Below are 19,429 nucleotides of genomic sequence, written 5' to 3' on the forward strand. Positions count from 1 at the left end.
CGATGAAAAACACAATCAACTATCTTCTTTTTACACTGATCATAGCAGTGCTCTTCAGCTCTTGTGAAGATGATCCAGAACCGGTTTTACCTATGCCCATTATTGAAAATGTCGAGATCGGATTAGGCAACAATGGAATAGGGGTAGTAGGAAGGGACTTTCATCTCGACCTTGATATTGTGGCAGGGGATAAGATTGATCTGGTTCAAGTGAAAATTGAGCCCATCGAAGGTGAGTCCTATGCCGACGAATGGAATTTTGAGCTGACTTGGGAAGAATACAAGGGAGTTAAAAACACCAACGTCCACAAGCACTTCGATATACCGGAAGATGCAGTTGAAGGGAAGTATGACTTCTTTATTATCGTTACGGACGAGAATGGTACTACGCTTCAAGAAACCTATGAGGTTGAGATCGTTGATCCTTCAAATCTTGCGGTAGATCCCATATTATACATTTGGCATATAACCACCGATCAAGGTGATTTTCATTATGTAAACGAGACACTTGAAAATCCGGAAAATGTGGAATTTTCGAAAAGTGAAATTCTTTCCTCTGATGCAGCCATAAAAAATGTAAAGGGGGATGGAAAAATGTACCTTCTGCTTATCAAAAAGGACGCAAACCATCTCCCGGAGTCAGTTGATGCGATAGACTTCTCGAAGGTGATCGTACATGACGTATTTGAGCACGAAAATGAGACCGAGGTATATACCTTCAGCAGTGTGATATACGATGGAAATGGAGGTTTTTTGAGACCAAGCCCTAAACTTACCATAGGAGCATCGGCAGACAATAATTCCCCCGAGCCTAATGCCATAAGCGGGGACAAAGCTTGGGAATCAGGGGAATATTATTTTGGTGTAGTCTATACCAATTCCTCGCATAACATCAGTCTTCACCATTACTTTGAGCTTAACGTGACAGGGTTTTAATAGGTGGGTAATTTGGCAACGGCACTGACATTAGGATGTCAGTGCCGTTGTATTTGAAAGTTTATGCTAACAATGGGGTGATCGGATCTTATAAAGCCAATTCAAAGAATGGGGCAAATTTAACCCGAAATATGCACTAGCAATTCTACGTCACGGCGTACAAGTTACTGCATCCATTAATTGCTTCAAAACCAGTCATTACATTGCTGTTTTCGAGTTCACCATATCCGCCGCGGCGGACTCACTCTCCAAGCAGACTGATTTTCTTGCAATTAATGCCCTTACCGATTAAAATCGGGACAGGCTATTACGAAACCTAATGCATAATTCGGGTTTAACCATATCCCAATAAAGCTCCAGAAACGGATACTCCCGGTCTGAAGACATAAAGCTGGATTTTCTCAATTTATAGATAGAAAGCAGTTCCATGGCCTGCTCTTTCAGATGAACGTCTTCTTTTCCGGCCTGGTATCCTTTAGGAACGGCATAGACAAATGCGCCTTCATCTTTACTGCTGACGGGAATCTGTAAAAAATCTCTTTTGACAAATTCTTTGGTGGCTTTTTCGTGTGCTGCAGCTTCCACAAAGAAATCCACTGCATGGCTTGGGTATCCGAAAAAATAACCATAAGCTCTAAACCGTGGCACTGAATGATCAAACTCTGTCATGGAGAGTACCTGATGGATCGGGGTGTGCGGGTGGATGCCGCGTTCTAAAAAAAAGGAGAAGTTTTCCCTGATCTTCTCGCGGACTGATTCCCTGTGGTACACCAGTACTTCAAATACCCGTTGTTCTCCATAGACCTGTCGAAAAGGTAGTGTGACAAAACCTATCGGACTATCCTCAAGTAAACCCAATGCAGAAATAAGTTCGTCCAGCTGTTTCCTTGGAACATCTTCAGAAAGGTATGCTTGGGAGACCGAATCTATTTTGAATTGAAATTGTATAACGGTACTTATCGGTTTAAGTCCGCCCATAACAGTATAAAGCCCTTCATTTTCCAGAATTTCTTTAGCCAGGGAATCTGCCAGCTGTAGGATTTTAGAGGACTGTCCATAGGATGTGGCAGCAGTCCAGAGAATAAATAAAAGAGCTTGGATTAAGATTTTCATAGTGATTAAAAGAGCAATTGGATGGAAAGTGATAGTTCCCGCAAAGGGTAAGAGCTTGACAAACGGTGAGAATAGGTAGATTCAAAAAAGATCTGGTTTTCTTTCATAATTGGCAGCTTACATTTTAGGTTTAGTGCTGGTTCCAGAAACGAACGGGAATAGAAAGCCTGTTGGGAGCCCAGCAGCAATCGGGACAGTTCATTTGATTCGTCAAAATCCATATCCGAGTAGGCATTCCAAACTTTTAGTAGCGGGTTGATATAGAGTTGCGTAGACCCGAGTGTCAGTGATTTAAGAACCGCAGCTTCCACCGTGTTAATCCTCACATCTACTACTTCCCCTGCCGCAAAATCTTCTGATTTATTCAGCTGGGTCTGAAGTTGCAGTCGAAGCTGCCAGGCTCCTTTTGGACCCAGACTTCCCAGATTTTCCCAGCTTATCTTGTAGGATTTATTCTCCACATTGATGGCGGAGAAGATGGGGTCTGTTCCCAGCAGTTTATCCGAATCGAAGGTGACGATGGATTCCAGTTTTTTAGAACCTTGCAGCTTCATGCCTATTCCGGCGATCCATGATAAACCGGTCATTTTGGAGGTCCCTCCATTGACAGGAAAGGCCACCCCATCTCTGGCTTCATAGGATCTATTTTTAAAGGTAACTTCAGTAAATGCCTTTACATTCTCTTTTTGATAGTGCAAATAAAGAAAGCCGTCTATACCCTGAAGCTTCTGGGTTCTTTGGAAGGATTGATACGTATTCAACGTGTAAGTTCCCCATCCTCTTCCCTGGTAGATTTGCACATCCTGCACTGCAAAGGCACCGATATGGTTTTCCTCCTGACCGGAGACAATTTGTATTCCTGCTCCCAGACTAGTTTGGGGAAGAACTTTGATACTTTGCCCTGCCCGGATAGTATACTGACTTATTCTGGCCAAAGGCCGGGGTTCGGCATTGCGTGAATGGGTGCCGACTTTATAGGAAAGAGCTCCTATGGTCTGCAGTGTTTTAGTTCGACCATATTCAGGGCTAGTGAAAGTTAATCTGAAATCAACTTCGTCACCTGACCAAGCCTGCGTATCCTTGTCCATCAGCCGGTAGGGAATGTTATCCCAGGCTGAAGTCTGCAGTAAGTAGGGACGCACCGATTTCAGTGTCTTATGATAGTTGAATGTTCCTGCTGTCATCCAAGAACCTATCTTCATCACCGAAGCCGATCGAAAATATCCCTGATTGATTTGCTGTGTGTCAAAGGGCTGCTCCCGGATACCTGAGCGCGTGCGGAAGCCAAGTTTTGCTTCATAAAAAGTGGGTTGGTCTTTTTGAAGCAAAAATGGATGATGATGCAAGTGGTGAGTAAAGAGCTGGTTTTGATAGCGTATTCTGTCCATGGGGAAATTTTGCCCGCCGGAAACCAGCGGGCAAAAAAAGAAACCAATTAACCAAATCAATCTGAAAGTCATAACTACGATTATGGCAGGACAGGAATAGCTAACACTTCGAAATCCGCTTGGCTGTTATTCGTATCCTGATATACTGTGTTGCCATCTATCGAGAATGCCTTTCTTATAATGGATTCTCCGGTGTAGGTGTCGGATACATGTATAAATCCGGCGTCCAAACTCGCTGAGATGCGCTTAAAGCTTCCGTCATTTTCGCTTCTGAGTGCCTCTACTGCATCGATTACCAAAGCATTTGGCACTTTTACCACCTGCGGGTAGGTAGGGCTTGTATCCGGTATGGATACCTGATCCAATGCTGCAAAATCATCTGTTCTCCAAATAATTGTACCCGGACCAAATACAGGAACCAATGCAAATGTTGGGTTGAATGGGTGATAGATCATTTCTAGGTTGGGTACATTGGGAGCGTCCACATCGCGTGTAGACCCTGCTACAAAAAACTCAAAATCCGCCGAGCTCAAATCTACAGGGCTTCCCGGATTGGCTTCCTCAGCTTGGTGATTGATTCCTTGCTGGGCAATGACCACGCTACTGAATGGCTGTAGTATATTCTCCTCTCCTGATCCCTTTATTTTCCATGCAGTAGAAATATATACGTGGTCACTGTCATCCTGAAAAGGAGTAGGTGGCGTATTTGGATTGATCAGTCCGGATGGTCCATAGACGTTAGAAATGTAGAGTCCATCCAATGCAATGGGCTCACTGGAGTTGTTGTAAATCTCGAAAAACTGATCAAAGAAGTAATTTCCTCCCTCCGGAGTTTTTGAGCCTGAATAATAAACCTGCTTAATAACCAAATCGCCGGATACAGAGCCTGCCAAACGAACTGAAATCGGACCTTTGGACGCTGTTTCTTCAGACAGCATTAAATTGTTGTTCAGGTAATTGAGGTTGATCTCGGTAGCAATTCCTGCAAGTTCCATAGCCTGTTCAGCTGTCAGACTCAGGTTGGCATTGAGCTCATAGCCGCCCGGTACCAACTCTTCAAAAACCACATTTCCGGAAGCATCGGTTACTTTTTCCTGCTGATTTCCGGAAGCCAGGTTTTTAAGCCGTACGGTAACCCCGGCCGCTTGTGAATCTTCAAAATCTTCGGGAAAAATTGCAGATATCCCGACGGAGAATGTTTTTAACCGCGGTTCATCGTCTGTGTTGCAAGCTATAAGCAGCAGAAAGAAGAATACTCCTATCAGGCCGGTTAGTTTTGATGTAAATTTGTTCATAGTTTTATATGGATTTTAGTTGGAAGAATAGTTCAGCACCGAAAAACAGGGTGATATTTCTCTGAGAATAGGTTTCTGATCGGACACTTTGATAGAGAGGACGGTGATTCGGTAGATTGTTGACATAGAAAGCGAATCCTCTGCCGGGCGAAAATTCCTTGTTTAGACGCAAATTGATCAGGAATAAAGGAGGCCTCTGTTCTTTGAGTAGCCGGCTTTCTGCTATTCCACGTTCATAGTTTTTGTATTCCGGAAGGATTGCCTCGGTTGGAGACAGGGGAGTTTGGATTCCATTTCTACCCAGTAGTGCAATGGGTAGATTGCTATAGCCTATCGGCTGATCAGCCTGTATCCACAATGCCTGTATCAGAGAGGAGATCACCAATCCCGCAGAAGGAATGCGATGGATCAACCGGATAGAGGTATTCCACTGTGTGGCGTTAGTACCTGTGCCGCCTGCATATACGGGCACATGCGGGGTATCCGTATAGCGGAATATAAAATCCGAATCCACTTGATCGCCTGTGGAGGTAGAAACCGTCCGGACAAAAGCTCCTGTGAGATTTATCTGCGTTTTCAAGAGGGTGATTTCGGGAAAATCCACTGTGTATTCAATTCCCGTATTCTTCAAATGCTGATTATTGACAGGCCTGTCATAGCCAAGAAAGAGCGTGTCGTAGGAAATGGGCAAGGCACTTAATATGGGAGGCGAACCCAGTGGGTAATCCAGTACCTCAAATTTGGCCCGGTGAGCCAGATAAGGTTCCCTGATATATCCCGGTCCATCAGCAGTAGTCTCATGAAATGCAGTCAGACTAAAGGCGGTTCCCGCTAATTTCCCGTCTAAACCGAGCTCAGCTTTTCGGCTTTTAAATGCTTTGACTTCTCCATTGGGGAGATCTATTCTGTTGGTGGTGACTATCAGCAGCCGCTCTTCCGCCTCCGGAGCATAATAATTGAAATTGATCAAGTCAATAAACCGGGGTCCCGGACTGAGGTAAATCAAGGGCGGGATTTTGGAAAGAATTCCATAGCCGGCTTTGAGAGAAAGTTTTTCCTTGATAATAGACCAGTTGGTATTTATTCTAGGCTGTAAATGCGAACCCAGAGATTGGGGAGAAGTACCTGAAAGAAAGTAGTGATCCAGACGCAGTCCTGCCTGCCAAAATATGGAACCGCCTAAAAACCTGAAAGAGAATCTGTCTTCCGCATACCAGGAGACTTGATTCAATCCGGGGGTGTCGCTAAAACTTCTCGGTCGGTCGCCGGCACTGTAGTTTTGGCGTGGTGGGCGGCTCAGATCAAATGTTCTTCCGGGCCCACGGTTGGCATCATACCGCCATTCTGTACCTACCAGTACCCGATGGGATTCTCCGGACAGTTTCCAATGGCCTGTTGATTCTATTCTGTGATAGTAGCTTGTTGCCCTGCCTTTTACGTTAGTTTCATTTAGATATCGTGCTGTCCCATAAGGAACAGCACCGGTAGTATCATTCAGAAAAACAGGCCTTGGACCGACATTGGTTGTGATAAATTCCTGATAGAAGGCATCCTGACGATTCAGATCCAGCGAAAATGTTCCCTCAACTCTTTCCAGCCATGCTGAAGTAGGATAATAGCTGAGTCGGTTATTAAGCCTGATTGCCTGATCCTGTGCTTTCCACGATCTGGCTGCAGGATCAATTCCTTCATCCTGTCTTTGTGCAGCCACATTGCTGCTAAGCCCCAGTCGGCTTCTCCAAGTCAATTTCCCGCCGAGTAATCCGGACAATTCATGTCCCAGTGTTGCTGTTATCCTTGAAAAACTGTTTAAAACATCCCTCGGGTCGGGTTTGGAGTCTATGAAGTCCAGATCCAGACTGATGGCTTGTCGGTCCGGCTTGATGGAAATGCCCATTCCTGCGCCTGTTTGAAATGCCTGAGGGTTGGCCCGGATGCGTACCTGCGGTTCAAAAGCTCCGATCCTGGTTTCAACCAAGATTGTTCCTGAAGTGGCATTGCCGTATTTGGCAGAAGCCACTCCACGTATTACCTCTACGCGTTCAATCTGATCTGCAGGAATCTGTCTAAGGTCGGTTCCTTGCCCCGATACAGATTGGAATGGGGGACTAGAACCCGGAGAAGAGTTAAGGATATTGACATTATATTGAAGGTTGGCGTCATTGGACACTGGGCTACCATCCATTACAAGGGAAGTTCCCAATTGTGCAAGTGTGTTGCCTGCGGAACTGACAGGAACATGGCGGATCAATACCTGTTGGGGAGAATTTACGCTGGGATTGATGGCCAGCTGACCGGGCAGGAGTTGAAGAACGTCCCGGAGACTGTTTGGCTGTACATGCGCTATGGCTTGGCGGTTTATTTCTGTGCTGCTTCCTAATCCGGATTGATTTTCCTTTCCTGTGACGGTGACTTCGTCGAGATCCAAGCTGCTACGCTGAAGGGAAAATTGTAAGATATGCTGCGCTTTCCCTGCGGTGATGGTAGTTTCTATGGGGGCGTACCCCAGGAAAGTGACTTTCACATGAAGTGAAATCCCTTTTGGTACTTCCAAGGGACCGAATTCTCCTTTATCTCCACTGATCAAGGTTCTGCCCAATGGCTCAAACTGAAGCAAGGCACCCGGCAGAGGAAGTTGATTTTCATCTTTCACTGTTCCATGTAGTGTTTGGGCTACAGTGAGTTGATAAAAGACTAGGAGATAAAGTAGGAGTAGGCCTCTTCGTAACACAGTATTTAATGCAATATTGTTGCGCAAAAGTAGGCTTATCTTTCTTTAATGCAATATTGTTGCGTTTAATTTCTTTAGAGATAATTTTTCTTCAGTTTTTTCGAATGAAAGTTTGGTAGAGAAGGATTTTACTTTAGCTTTTTAGGCTTATGATGGTGATTTTGATGCGACTTTATTTATGCAATATTGTTGCAATTAATAAGGGTATTGATTTTTTTTGAATCATGTTGCACAACCAGCCCAAACTAGGATCATGAGAAACACGCTTGCCAAAGAAAAATTTTAGCTGTGATTAATGATTCTGAGCATGTCCTATCCTATTCCGAGATTAAAGGCGAAATAGGGAAGGTATGCAGCAGGGTTACACTTTATCGGGTTCTTGAGCGGTTGGAACAAGAAGGGGTAATGTATAAGATAGCCGATGTTGATGGTACATTTCGCTTTGGTTCTCAGTCTCCAAAAGATAATAACACTAGCTATGTCCATTTTTCATGTGTTGCATGCAGGAACGTGACTAAACTGAAGGAGGATCACGTCACTTTCTCCAGTCTTTCAAAGCATCAAGTTCATTTTTCTCAGATTACTATGGCAGGAATTTGCCCGCAATTCAAGAAATCTACCCAAACATGAAGGAGGAGCTTGGGATTTGCCTCTTCATGTTTGCTACATGCAGTGTTTAATACAGACTTTGGTTACTATGCGATTTTAGCTTACGGGGATGTCTGGTTGAAGAAATATCCGAAAAAAATCATGTGTTTGCCTAACGATAGCGAGAATAGTAATTGCTGTTTTCTAGTAGTGGATAAATAGTGCATGCTATTTATATAATTATAAAAAAATCCTTTGCCGTTGATTTTTCAACTGTTACTTTTGCATTGTGTTAAAATCACTCATACATATCTCTCTTTGCTCAATACTTATGCTCAATAGCATGGTCTATTCTGTGATTCAGGGAAGTTATGAATTAAACAAGGCCTTTATCATCGAGAATTTTTGTGTCAATAAAGACAAGCCTATGATGAACTGCGACGGCAAGTGCTATCTGGCAGATAAGATGAGGGCTCAAAAAGAAAAGCAGGATACTAATTCTGTGCATAAATTCAGCTCGGATTTCGGTATTTATATCCCGATTCCTAAGTTAGAATCAATTTATTCTAAGTCTTTTGTTTCAGCCAGTATGTTGGTAGTGGCGTATTTGGAGCCTTTCACTTCCTTACTGGTTCGTGAAGTGGTCAAGCCTCCCCGGCTCTGATTTTTTATATATTTCCTAATCTTTTCCTTTAATTCGGCTATAGGTAGCTGCCAAGCATTGGCTATGGTTTCGGGTTTGCTTAGTCTAGTTGGCTGCATGCCTGGGGAGAGGATATATCCCGGGATTTCTTGAGATTATAATATACTAAAGAGTATGTGTTTCTCTTTGGTTTAAAATCTATCTTCATATTTTATATGTAGATGGATAGGTGTGTCTTGTTGTGAATAAAAAAAAAATAATATAAATAAAAATGAAATTATATAATAATATTTTTGGTGTGCTGGCTCCAATGGTATTGGGGCTAACGCTGGTTATCTTGACTTCTTGTAGTGATGATGATCCTGCGCCGGATTTAACAAAGACCGGTGATTTCTCCATTGAATTTGATACTATAGTCGGAGAGGAGACATTTGGTATGGAGCCGCGCCAATACACCAATGCAAGGGGAGAAGCGTTTTCCATCAGAACCCTCCGGTATTTTATCAGTAATATCAAGCTTTACACAGCGTCCGGGGAAGAATACATGGTTCCTCAGGAAGAAAGTTATTTTTTGATCCAGGCTGAGGATCGGGATACCCGTTTTACCAAAGTCACCGCTCCGGAAGGAGACTATACCAAAATATCATTTGTGCTGGGCGTGGATAGTTTGAGAAATACCATGTCCGTGGATCAGCGTCCGGGTGTATTGTCCTTTGATCCTGATCAAGGTCATGGGGGTGGAGGGATGTACTGGGGATGGAACAGCGGCTATATCTTTTTTAAATTTGAAGGGAACTGTGATTTGATCTCTGATGATCAGCAGGGGGATCCAACAGGAAACAGGCAGTTCAAATACCACATCGGCGGATTCGGCGGATACAGTGCCCCTACATTGAACAACATCAAAGAAATCACGCTGGATCTGAACCAGGGAGGCATCGCTCAAGTGCGGGAAGGATTGAGAAGTAATGTGCATCTCTTTGTGGATGTGATGAACGTGTTCAATGGGCAGCATACATTCAGTATTCAGGAGCATCCCAATGTGATGTTCAGTGACTACAGTGTCAACATTGCAAATAATTTCCCCGGAATGTTTTCCCATGACCATACAGAAAATTTCAGCAAAGGGGAGGAGGGACTTTAAGTGCAGATGAGAAGTAAATCGACGTTTAATCGGATTCTCCATCCTTTGTCCCTGGGTGTATTGTTGTTCATTTCAGTTTCCTCCTGTCACTCAGGGGAGGGGGAGCCAGAGATATTTCAAGGGTTTGTGCAGCCAAATCACTTTCCGGAAGCGTCGTATGATTTCTCCGGAAACGAAGTGACCAAGGAAGGGTTTGAATTGGGGAAAAAGCTCTTTTTTGAGCCAAGGCTCTCACGTAACAATACCATTGCATGTGGGAGTTGCCACATTCAGACTGCGGCTTTTACCCATCACGGGCATGACGTAAGCCACGGTATTGATGATCAGTTAGGCATCCGAAATCCCATGCCGATAATGAACCTCGCATGGGGAGACGAATTTTTCTGGGACGGAGGTGTCTTTGACCTGGATCTTGCAGCGATCAATGCCATCACCAACCCTGTGGAAATGGATGAAAATTTGCCCAATGTCCTTAAAAAGCTTCGTGAACACCCCGAATATCCAGAGCTTTTTAAAAAGGCCTTTGGGACGGCAGAAATTACAGATGCAAGGTTCTTGAAAGCATTGTCCCAATACATGCTGATGGCGGTGAGTGCGAATTCGAATTACGATAAAGTGAAAAGAAATGATTCGGGGGCTGTGTTTTCCGATGGACAGCTGGCAGGTTATCAGGTTTTTCAGAAAAACTGTGCAACCTGCCACAGCGAGCCCTTACTTACCGATAGAAGCTACCGAAACAATGGACTCGCACCTAACCGGGTAGATGATAAAGGGAGGTATGGGGTTACGCTGAATGAAGCTGACAGCTATAAGTTCAAGGTGCCTAGCCTGAGAAACTGGCAATACACCGGCCCATATATGCACGACGGTAGATTTCTGACGCTTAATCGGGTGATTGAGCACTACCGAACAGGCATGGTAGATTCGGAATTTCTGGATCCGGTATTCCGAAATGACGACGGATCTATTGGTGTCAATATGACCGATGAAGAAAAAAATAACCTGATAGAATTTCTTAACACATTAAATGACCGGGATTTTGTGACCGATCCACTGCTTGCAGAACCTGTTCTTAACAGCACTATAATAAAATGAAAATTAAAATATTTATCCTATTGCTGGTGATCACCATACCCCTGAGTGCGCTAGCCTGTGACATCTGCGGATGTGGAGTAGGAAGTTATTACCTTGGAATTCTGCCGGATTTCAGCGATAAGTTCGTTGGCGTTCGCTATCAATCCAAATTACTCACAACCCATCTTGGTCCAAGCGGAAATCGGACGCTGCTCACTTCGGATGAGACATACAGGAGCATCGAAGTATGGGGAGCGTGGAACTTTGGCAGCAGGTGGAGAATTATGGCGATTCTACCTTATAATTTCAATACCCGCATGATCGAGCAGGGAAGCACCAAAGGCTATAAAGAAGGATTGGGTGATGTGGTTGGGATACTTAACTATAAGTTGTTTGAGTCACGGGTGACCACTGAGAGTTCGAAGTTTCTGGCGCATTCGCTATGGTTAGGGGCAGGAGTAAAAGCGCCTACGGGCAGATACGAAGCCGGCGAGCAGGTGATGTCTGATTCCCCCAATAATTTTCAGCTAGGATCAGGAAGTACTGATTTTTTATTCAATTCGGCTTACGATGTAAGACTGATGGACCTAGGGGTAAATGTAAATGCCAGTTACAAGGTAAACACGGAAAATAATTTTGATTATCGGTATGGTAACAAATTTACGGGGAATTTTCTGGTCTACTACAAATTTAACATTCAGGATAAGATCAGGATTTCACCTAATGTAGGATTGCTTTACGAAACACAGCCACAGGATATGCTATACAATAAATATAAGGTTTATCAGTCAGGAGGAGATTTGCTAAGTAATGTAATGGGGGTGGAGATGAACATTGGTTCCGTCTCTATTGGCGCAAATTACCAAATTCCCATTTCTCAAAATCTTGCCAATAATCGGGCTGTTACGGGGAACCGGTTAATGACGCATATTTCTTTTAACCTGAAGAAAAAAGAGAAAATGGAAGAGCGCATTTTCGAGTTATAAGCTGGTTTCAGAATCGAGTGCGGCTAACCAATTCTAGACCAATTTATGCGAGATAGGGATTTCATGAAAACTCTGGTATACTCCTTCGTTTTTTCAGCAGCTATGGTTCTTTTCGGTCATTTTTCTACAGCGTATTAAATTTCCCGTCTAACTTTGATCAAAGTTAAACACCGTGTTTTTACTGATTAGAATACAAATACTTCCCACCAATGACGATCGAAGAAAGAATCAACCAGTCCCAGACGCAGCTATTCAAAGCTGTTTTTCCCAATACCACAAATCATTACGATACGTTGTTTGGCGGGACTGCGATGCATTTGATGGATGAGGTGGCGTTTATCACTGCTACACGCTTTAGCAGACAGCGTATGGTTACGATCAGCAGTGACAAAATAGACTTTACCAAGCCAATACCTGCCGGTACAATCATAGAGCTTTGTGGGCGGGTAATCCATGTGGGCAACACTAGTTTGAAAGTTCATGTAGAGATTTATATCGAACAGATGTACGAGAGCGGCAGGGAAAAGGCGGTTGCGGGTACCTTTACCTTTGTGGCAATTGATACCGGGAAGAAGCCCGTGAAAATCAACATTTGACAGATCGTTAGGTAGAAATGGGGTGTTTCGTACCTATGCCACCTTCCGGTTTCCGTGAGACTTTTCCTGCCGCTACTGCCATACTTCTGAGCTTCCACAAACACGAGAGCCGTTATGAATTACGAAGCTCTGAATCCCGGTTTTACGTAGATTCCCTGTCTAAGCCGGAACAGGTAAAGCCCTGTTTTAACGTGCCGCTCTTTTGATGACTCAGAGTGAAAAGTAACTATTTTGTCTATATGGAGACAAACTTGTACCCTATTGAATACATAAAGTACCTCCGCAAAAGCATTTTGTGGGGATCTTTGTACAAAAAGTGAAGGAGTATTAGAAGTCTAAGATTGGGTACCTTTTCGATTCAGCGTTCACGACGAATTTGCTGATGTTAAACCCGGATTGTGCATTAGGTTTCGTCATAGCCTGTCCCGATGTAATCGGGAAGGGCATTAATTGCAAGAAAATCAGCCAGTTTGGAGAGTGAGTCCGCCGCGGCGGATATGGTGAACTCGAAAACAGCAATGTAATGGCTGATTTTGAAGCAATTAATGGCTGCAGTAACTTGTGCGCCGTGGCGTAGAATTGTTAATGCATATTTTGGGTTAAAACTGTGGATTGGTTATACCTCACACTGTCTGTATTGAGAATTGTGCATGAGCATGTATGTCAGGGTAGATTGAGCTAGATGTGATATTTACTAAATTCCTCGGCGTTCAGTGCTGGCATATTATTTCCTCATGCTATAATTGTTCTAGTTAATTATGAAGAAGTTGTTAGGCCGTGTTTTCTGTACTTTATTAGTGGTTAATAGCCTTTCCATTTGGGTGATCGGACAGCAGTCCTATCAATTTCGGCACCTTACAACTAAAGACGGACTTTCCAACAGCAATGTCAGCGCTGTTTTAAAAGATAGTTATGGATTTTTATGGATTGGAATGGAGTCTGGACTAAACCGTTACGATGGTTATGGGTTTAAAAGCTACAGCGCTGAACTGGGGTTATTACCTGCAAAAAATGAGATGGAACGTGCAGAATATGCCACAATTCGCGACCAGGCTGTAAATGTAATGTTCAAACAGGCAGTAGACACATTTGACGAAATTCTTAAGTCCTATGACATTCATATCGAAAGATCGATGTTACCAAACTTGTTGTGTAGGGAAGCTACCTTATGTCTACAGATTGGTACACCAGGCTTTGAATTTAATCGTATTGATCTAAGTGATAATATACGATTTATCGGTGCGCTGCTTCCTTATTTATCAGAAAATGAAGATCGTAAACCATGGTTTGATGAACGAATTAAACGATATAAGAAAATTATCCTCGTAACGCAGGGTACTTTTGAAAAGGATTTTACGAAACTGACAGAACCCACCCTTCAGGCATTTAAGGATACCGACGTATTGGTCATCGTTGCAACCGCAGGCAACGGGACAAAAGAACTCAGGGAAAAATATGCGTCGGAAAATATTATTATTGAAAATTTCATTCCTTTTAATGATGTGATGCCCTTTGTGCACGTATTCGTTACCAACGGCGGCTACGGTGGGACTTTGTTAAGTATCCATAACCAGGTGCCGATGGTAGCTGCAGGCGTACATGAGGGTAAAATTGAAATCTGCAGCCGCATAGGTTATTTCAACTACGGCGTAAATCTTGGTACAGAAACTCCGGATATCGAGGCTATACGTAATGCCGTGAAAGAAGTATTGAATAACGGTTTATACAAAAAAAATATAGCTAGACTTAATGCAGAGATGGCAGAGTATAATGCTTATGAACTATGTGAAGGATACATTGCGGGGCTTTTTGGGGTGCAAAGTACAACCTCTACAGCTCGGGCGTACTGATCAAAACACTATTGCATCTGCTGTTTAAAAAATTCATGGAGACCTTGGCAGAAATGATAAAGATGATCTTTTTAGGAATTTTAGCGGGATCCGATGCTGTTGTTTCACCATGGTGAGTTCTCACAGTTAAAACCTAGTAAGCTTGTCAAAAGTCTTATTGGGCTTTGAATTGTCCGTTCTCATGAGTTTCATTTATAAAATATTCCTTTCGAAAAATGGAATCAAGGAAATTGAAATTACTATTTGCCAAGTGATAAGCCGGTTGACTTCAATTTAAGTGAAAAATGGAATGAAGCTCTGCGGTTTTGTTCCATTTTTTTACTTGGTTTCAGAAGGGCTGTTAGTTAGCACTGATTCATTTTCTATTGGAGGATTCTCTCACCATCAGCCTTGCTTTCATGACCACTTGTTTTGCGGGCTTAGGTATAGTTGAAGTGATTTCATCCAAAAGTAATCCAACAGCCTCTCTTCCTATTTCAAAAGTCGGATGAGCAATGGCAGTAAGGGTGGGCTCCACCACAGTTGCGTGAAATTCATCCGTAAAACCAACCAGTCCTACATCCTGAGGCACCTTCAATCCCTTGCTTTTTAATACTTTCATAGCAGAAAATATCACTGTATCGTTTACTCCAAAAATTGCATCGGGGATTTCGGGCTGGGACATTAATTGCTCTGCTACGAGTGCTGATTGGGCTATACTCAAATCACAGTGTACTAGAAACTCAGGTTTAAAAGTTAAGCCACATTCCTTCAATCCTTTTTTATACCCCATTATTCGTTCCCTGCTTATATTGATGTTTTCGGGTCCTGCAATATGGGCAATTGCACGATAGCCATTTTCAAATAAATGAACTGTGAGGTCTCGGGCTGCTTCAATGTTGTTGATGACAACCGAGGAAAACTCAGTTGTCCTACATACTCTGTCAAAGAACACCAGTGGAACTTCCGAGCTTTGGATCAGGTCAAAATCAGAATAATCATGGGTGTCCTGAGCAAGGCAAACGATCAACCCGTCCACTCTTAAATCCAGTAAATTTTGTAGACTTTCTCTGGATTTAATGTGGGACTCCTGAGAAGAAGATATAATTATATGATATCCTTGTTCTTTTGCTCCGCTTTCTATGCCACTGATTATAGAAGAAAAAAAATGGGTGACTATATCAGGGACTATTACCCCAATGGTTTTTGTTCGGTGCTTGAGCAATCCAACAGCGAATGGGTTTGGTCTGTAATTCCAGGCTTTAGCCAAGTTTTTTACTTTTTCTGTAAGCTCCGGGCTAATATCATAATGATCTTTCAATGCTCTTGAAACTGTGGAGATTGAAACTCCCAGTTCGTTAGCCATGTCCTTCAAAGAAACTCTTTTCCTACTCATTATGAATTGATTAACTGGTTACTTTAAGTCTGTATTATGCTCTTTCAACTTTATAAGTCCCTGAATATAGGTTTTTAACATGGATAAATCCAATTCCCTTATTTCGTAGCATTATAACGTGTTGTATAGAACAAGTGTCGATAGGATCTGTTTTGCCCGCTCAAGAATTGAGTGAAAAGCTTTAATAGACTATGGTTTACAATGAGTGTTGCCGATTTTACTCTATACAGCAGAGGCGAATAGCTTGGTCTTTCCTGCTTGGATGACCAAATACTGATCCGTTTGGGATCAGAACGCTTTATTTATGAATAGTTTATAGTAGGTTAAGTTCCTCTTGTTCCGCAAAGGTTTGCGCAAAGGCTTGTGTAATTAATTATCTGAATTTGCTTGTGCTGGTATCAATATATATCTAAAATTATATAAATAAAGATCTGGATTTTTATTTACTGCCATGGATTATATCCTGTATATAAGCTAGGATGTGAGCATATCATTTACCGGTATACCTATAGTTAACACCATTAGTTTTTATTGACTGATGGACTAGGATTTAGTGCGCTCTTTATTTAAAGAGCCATTGAATTCTTAAGTAATTAGAATTATAACAATAACCCCAAACCTATGAAAGAAAATCTTACCATTACATGGTATAGATGCATTTTGATGCATCTATACCATGTCAGAAATTGTTTAGTGTTATTCCTGATTTTATTGGGAGGAACACAAAGTTTTGCACAGACCCAGATTACCGGCGTTGTCAAGGAAGAAGGCGGTGATATATTACCGGGAGTAAATATCGTTGAAAAGGGCACTTCCAATGGTGTGGTCTCGGATATTGATGGAAGTTATTCCATTACTGTAGGCGAGTCCGCCGTTTTAATATTTAGTTTTATTGGCTATACTCCCCACGAGGTAGAAGTAGGAAATCAATCTGTTCTCAACATTGAATTGGCTCCTGATATGACTCAATTGGGAGAAGTGATAGTGGTAGGCTATGGGGAGCAAAGAAAGGAGACATTGACCGGCTCTGTTGCCAATATACAAGGTGAGGAACTGGCAAGAAGTCCCAATGCCAATGTATCAAATTCACTGGCGGGCAGGTTGCCTGGACTTACAATCAGCCAGAGATCAGGAGAACCTGGAAGAGACGATCCCAACATATTGATACGGGGCAACGGGACTTTTGGTGATAATAGCCCACTGATTATTATTGACGGAGTGCCAAGGAGTCAATTGGGACGCCTAAACCCGGAAGATATTGAAAGTATATCTGTTTTGAAGGACGCCTCGGCAGCCATTTACGGAGCACGCGCTGCCAACGGTGTGATTTTGGTGACTACCAAAGCCGGTAAAAAAGGAAAGCCTGTCTTTAACTTCACGATGAATCAATCATTTCTGCAGCCAACGAAAATCCTGGATATGCTTGATGCAGCAGAATTTGCGCAGGTGTATAATGAGGGGGCATGGTATAGGGCAGGAAGACCCGAAACAGACTGGACAGCACCTTTCAGTCAAGATGCCATCCAAAAATATGCAGATGGATCAGATCCTGTAAGGTATCCGAATACCAATTGGGTGGATGAAGCTGTAAAACCCTTTTCAACCCAACAAAGGATTAATTTGTCCGCAAGGGGAGGCTCGGATGATGTCAATTATTTCCTCTCTTTTGGGACAATGAGCCAAAATGGAAATCTGGTAAATGATCCAACTGAGTATAGGCAGTATAATATGAGGGTCAATGTAAATGTAAACCTGACCGACAATCTTACAATAGGAGCAAATCTCTCTGCGATGCTGAATGACCAGAACTTTGGTTCTGTCGCTACCGATGAAGAAAGTTGGGTGAACTTCAAAAATATTTACCAAGCAAACCCAACTTTGGTAGCTCAGTATCCAAACGGCTTATACGGTCCGGGTAGATTGGGTGAGAATCCTCTTCTGATGGATCAGAGAGGTTATTTTACCAGAGAGAGCTCACCTATTTTCACATCCTTTACAGCTTCATACAAAATCCCGTTTGTGGAAGGGCTAAAGGTAGATGCCAGTTTTAATTATGATATAAACAATCAGGTGCAAAGAAGGTGGAGAACACCTTATACATTCCATGAATTCAATACTGTGACGGAAGAGTACGACCTGCGTCAGGGTACGGGGGTGACAGCTCCCGAATTGTCCCAAACCAATACCAAGTGGACAACCAAGCTGTATAATATCCGGTTGAATTATTCAAAAACCATCGGGAAACATTACCTGGCAGGTTTGCTGGGCACTGAACAACAGGAGAACAATGAGAATTGGGTGTACGCCTTCCGAAGAAATTTTGTCAGCTCGGCAATCGACCAAATAGATGCCGGCAGTAGTGATACCAATGACATGAACACCGGAGGGTCCACGCGAATCGGTGGATATAACAACTATTTTGGACGTCTTAATTACGATTTTGACGGAAAGTATTTGTTGGAATTTTTGTTTCGCTACGATGGATCCCAGAAGTTTCCGAAAGAAAGCCGGTATGGCTTTTTCCCGGGCGTTTCTGCAGGCTGGAGGTTATCAGAGGAGCCATTTATGGCTAATTTGGATTTTGTCAACCAGTTGAAAATTAGAGGGTCTTACGGTAAAATAGGGAATGATTTTGTCGATGCCTATCAGCATCTTCAGGCCTTCACTTTTGGCAACAACTATTACTTTGGAGGGAATGTGTCTCCGGGTGTGACTCCTGGCGTATTGCCTAATCCAAACATTACCTGGGAAACTAGCGAAAAAATTGACTTAGGTCTGGAGGGTGTATTCTGGCAGGGTGGTTTGGGCTTTGAATTTATTGTTTTCAACGAACAGCGATCCGATATACTCGCCACAAGAAACGTGTCGGTAAGCAATGTATATGGCTACCCCGGATTACCTGATGAAAATATTGGAAGGGTAAGGAACAAAGGATTTGAGCTGTTACTCAATCATAAAAGATCGCTGGGTGAACTTGATTACAGAATTGCTGGAAATGTAGCTTTTGCCAGAAGTGAAATCCAGTTTATGGACGAGGTGCCCAATGCTGTAGCTGATAGGAACCTAACAGGTCATCCCGTTGGAGCCGCCTTATATTACCAAGCTGATGGGATATTCAATACCCAGGAAGAATTGGATAGCTACCCCCATATTTCCAATGCTCAGGTGGGTGACGTGAAAATAATAGACAGGAATAATGATGGCGAAATCAATGGCGATGATCAGTTCAGGTTCGATTACACCGCTACTCCTGAGTATGTATTTGGCTTAAACTTCGATTTTACTTATAGGAATTTTGACCTGAACGTGTTCTTCCAAGGGCAGACCAATGTGTACAATTATGATGACAGTTATCCTGACTTGGGCAATTCCGCATTTGATAATGCCACAGTAGAACGCGCCACTGACCGATGGACTGTAGACAATCCTGACGGTACCAAGCCAAGAGCCGATGCAATCCAACCGGGGGCAAACACCATGTGGTTGTTTGATGCTACTTTCGTCCGATTGAAAAATGTGGAATTGGGCTATTCCCTTCCTAATAACTTCATCTCTAGAATCGGCTTAACTGATGCCCGATTTTATGTAAGTGGATTCAATGTGCTTACCTGGTCCAAAGAGATCAAATGGGCAGATCCTGAAGCCAGTGGAGGGTTCCTGTACTACCCACAGCTACGAACGATGAATATTGGTCTGAATGTTAAATTTTAA

At 42.9% G+C, this 19,429-nt stretch carries 14 protein-coding genes; 9 read left to right on the forward strand and 5 right to left on the reverse strand.

Annotated elements, in window-relative coordinates:
* Positions 1–2: 2 nt before the first annotated feature.
* The gene (locus tag ID165_RS00825; protein ID WP_192348522.1) at positions 3–935 is read left to right on the forward strand and encodes a DUF4625 domain-containing protein; all 933 of its coding nucleotides are present in this window, start codon (positions 3–5) and stop codon (positions 933–935) included.
* Between the two features lie 288 nt (positions 936–1,223).
* Here ID165_RS00825 and ID165_RS00830 read toward each other — a convergent pair whose 3' ends face one another.
* The 4 genes from ID165_RS00830 to ID165_RS00845 all read right to left on the reverse strand — a co-directional run bounded on the left by ID165_RS00830 (position 1,224) and on the right by ID165_RS00845 (position 7,489).
* Entirely contained in the window at positions 1,224–2,048 is an 825-nt protein-coding gene (locus tag ID165_RS00830; protein WP_192348523.1) for a hypothetical protein, read from the reverse strand.
* A 5-nt stretch (positions 2,049–2,053) separates the two neighbouring features.
* Positions 2,054–3,436, reverse strand: coding sequence for a DUF6850 family outer membrane beta-barrel protein (locus tag ID165_RS00835; protein ID WP_192348524.1), 1,383 nt, complete (start codon positions 3,434–3,436; stop codon positions 2,054–2,056).
* Between the two features lie 80 nt (positions 3,437–3,516).
* Positions 3,517–4,731 carry a DUF4876 domain-containing protein gene (locus ID165_RS00840; RefSeq protein WP_192348525.1) on the reverse strand — a complete coding sequence of 405 codons (1,215 nt, stop codon included), beginning with the start codon at positions 4,729–4,731 and terminating at the stop codon, positions 3,517–3,519.
* A gap of 4 nt (positions 4,732–4,735) precedes the next feature.
* Positions 4,736–7,489 (reverse strand): TonB-dependent receptor plug domain-containing protein, encoded by a 2,754-nt coding sequence (locus ID165_RS00845; RefSeq protein WP_192348526.1) that lies wholly within the window; start codon positions 7,487–7,489, stop codon positions 4,736–4,738.
* Between the two features lie 252 nt (positions 7,490–7,741).
* On the opposite strand from ID165_RS00845, the gene ID165_RS26980 reads away from it, so the two are divergent.
* The 7 genes from ID165_RS26980 to ID165_RS00880 all read left to right on the forward strand — a co-directional run bounded on the left by ID165_RS26980 (position 7,742) and on the right by ID165_RS00880 (position 14,343).
* Positions 7,742–8,092, forward strand: a complete 351-nt coding sequence (locus ID165_RS26980; protein WP_370539771.1) for a transcriptional repressor — start codon at positions 7,742–7,744, stop codon at positions 8,090–8,092.
* A gap of 289 nt (positions 8,093–8,381) precedes the next feature.
* Positions 8,382–8,714, forward strand: coding sequence for a hypothetical protein (locus ID165_RS00855; RefSeq protein WP_192348528.1), 333 nt, complete (start codon positions 8,382–8,384; stop codon positions 8,712–8,714).
* 250 nt (positions 8,715–8,964) lie between these two features.
* On the forward strand, positions 8,965–9,837 hold the full coding sequence (locus ID165_RS00860; protein ID WP_225586925.1) for an MbnP family protein: 873 nt from the start codon (positions 8,965–8,967) through the stop codon (positions 9,835–9,837).
* Positions 9,838–9,843: 6 nt separating this feature from the next.
* Positions 9,844–10,932, forward strand: a complete 1,089-nt coding sequence (locus tag ID165_RS00865; protein ID WP_192348529.1) for a cytochrome-c peroxidase — start codon at positions 9,844–9,846, stop codon at positions 10,930–10,932.
* The gene (locus ID165_RS00870) at positions 10,929–11,897 is read left to right on the forward strand and encodes a transporter (RefSeq protein WP_192351802.1); all 969 of its coding nucleotides are present in this window, start codon (positions 10,929–10,931) and stop codon (positions 11,895–11,897) included. Before ID165_RS00865 ends, ID165_RS00870 begins: the two co-directional genes overlap by 4 nt.
* Positions 11,898–12,106: 209 nt before the next feature.
* A complete protein-coding gene (locus tag ID165_RS00875; RefSeq protein WP_192348530.1) occupies positions 12,107–12,493 on the forward strand; it encodes an acyl-CoA thioesterase in 387 nt (128 codons plus the stop codon).
* A gap of 758 nt (positions 12,494–13,251) precedes the next feature.
* A complete protein-coding gene (locus ID165_RS00880) occupies positions 13,252–14,343 on the forward strand; it encodes a glycosyltransferase (protein WP_192348531.1) in 1,092 nt (363 codons plus the stop codon).
* 355 nt (positions 14,344–14,698) lie between these two features.
* Here the strand turns inward: ID165_RS00880 and ID165_RS00885 are convergent, their stop codons facing one another.
* Entirely contained in the window at positions 14,699–15,718 is a 1,020-nt protein-coding gene (locus tag ID165_RS00885; protein WP_192348532.1) for a LacI family DNA-binding transcriptional regulator, read from the reverse strand.
* A 621-nt stretch (positions 15,719–16,339) separates the two neighbouring features.
* Here ID165_RS00885 and ID165_RS00890 point away from each other — a divergent pair.
* Positions 16,340–19,429 (forward strand): TonB-dependent receptor, encoded by a 3,090-nt coding sequence (locus ID165_RS00890; protein WP_225586926.1) that lies wholly within the window; start codon positions 16,340–16,342, stop codon positions 19,427–19,429.

The sequence above is a fragment of the Algoriphagus sp. Y33 genome (assembly GCF_014838715.1).
Taxonomy (GTDB): domain Bacteria; phylum Bacteroidota; class Bacteroidia; order Cytophagales; family Cyclobacteriaceae; genus Algoriphagus.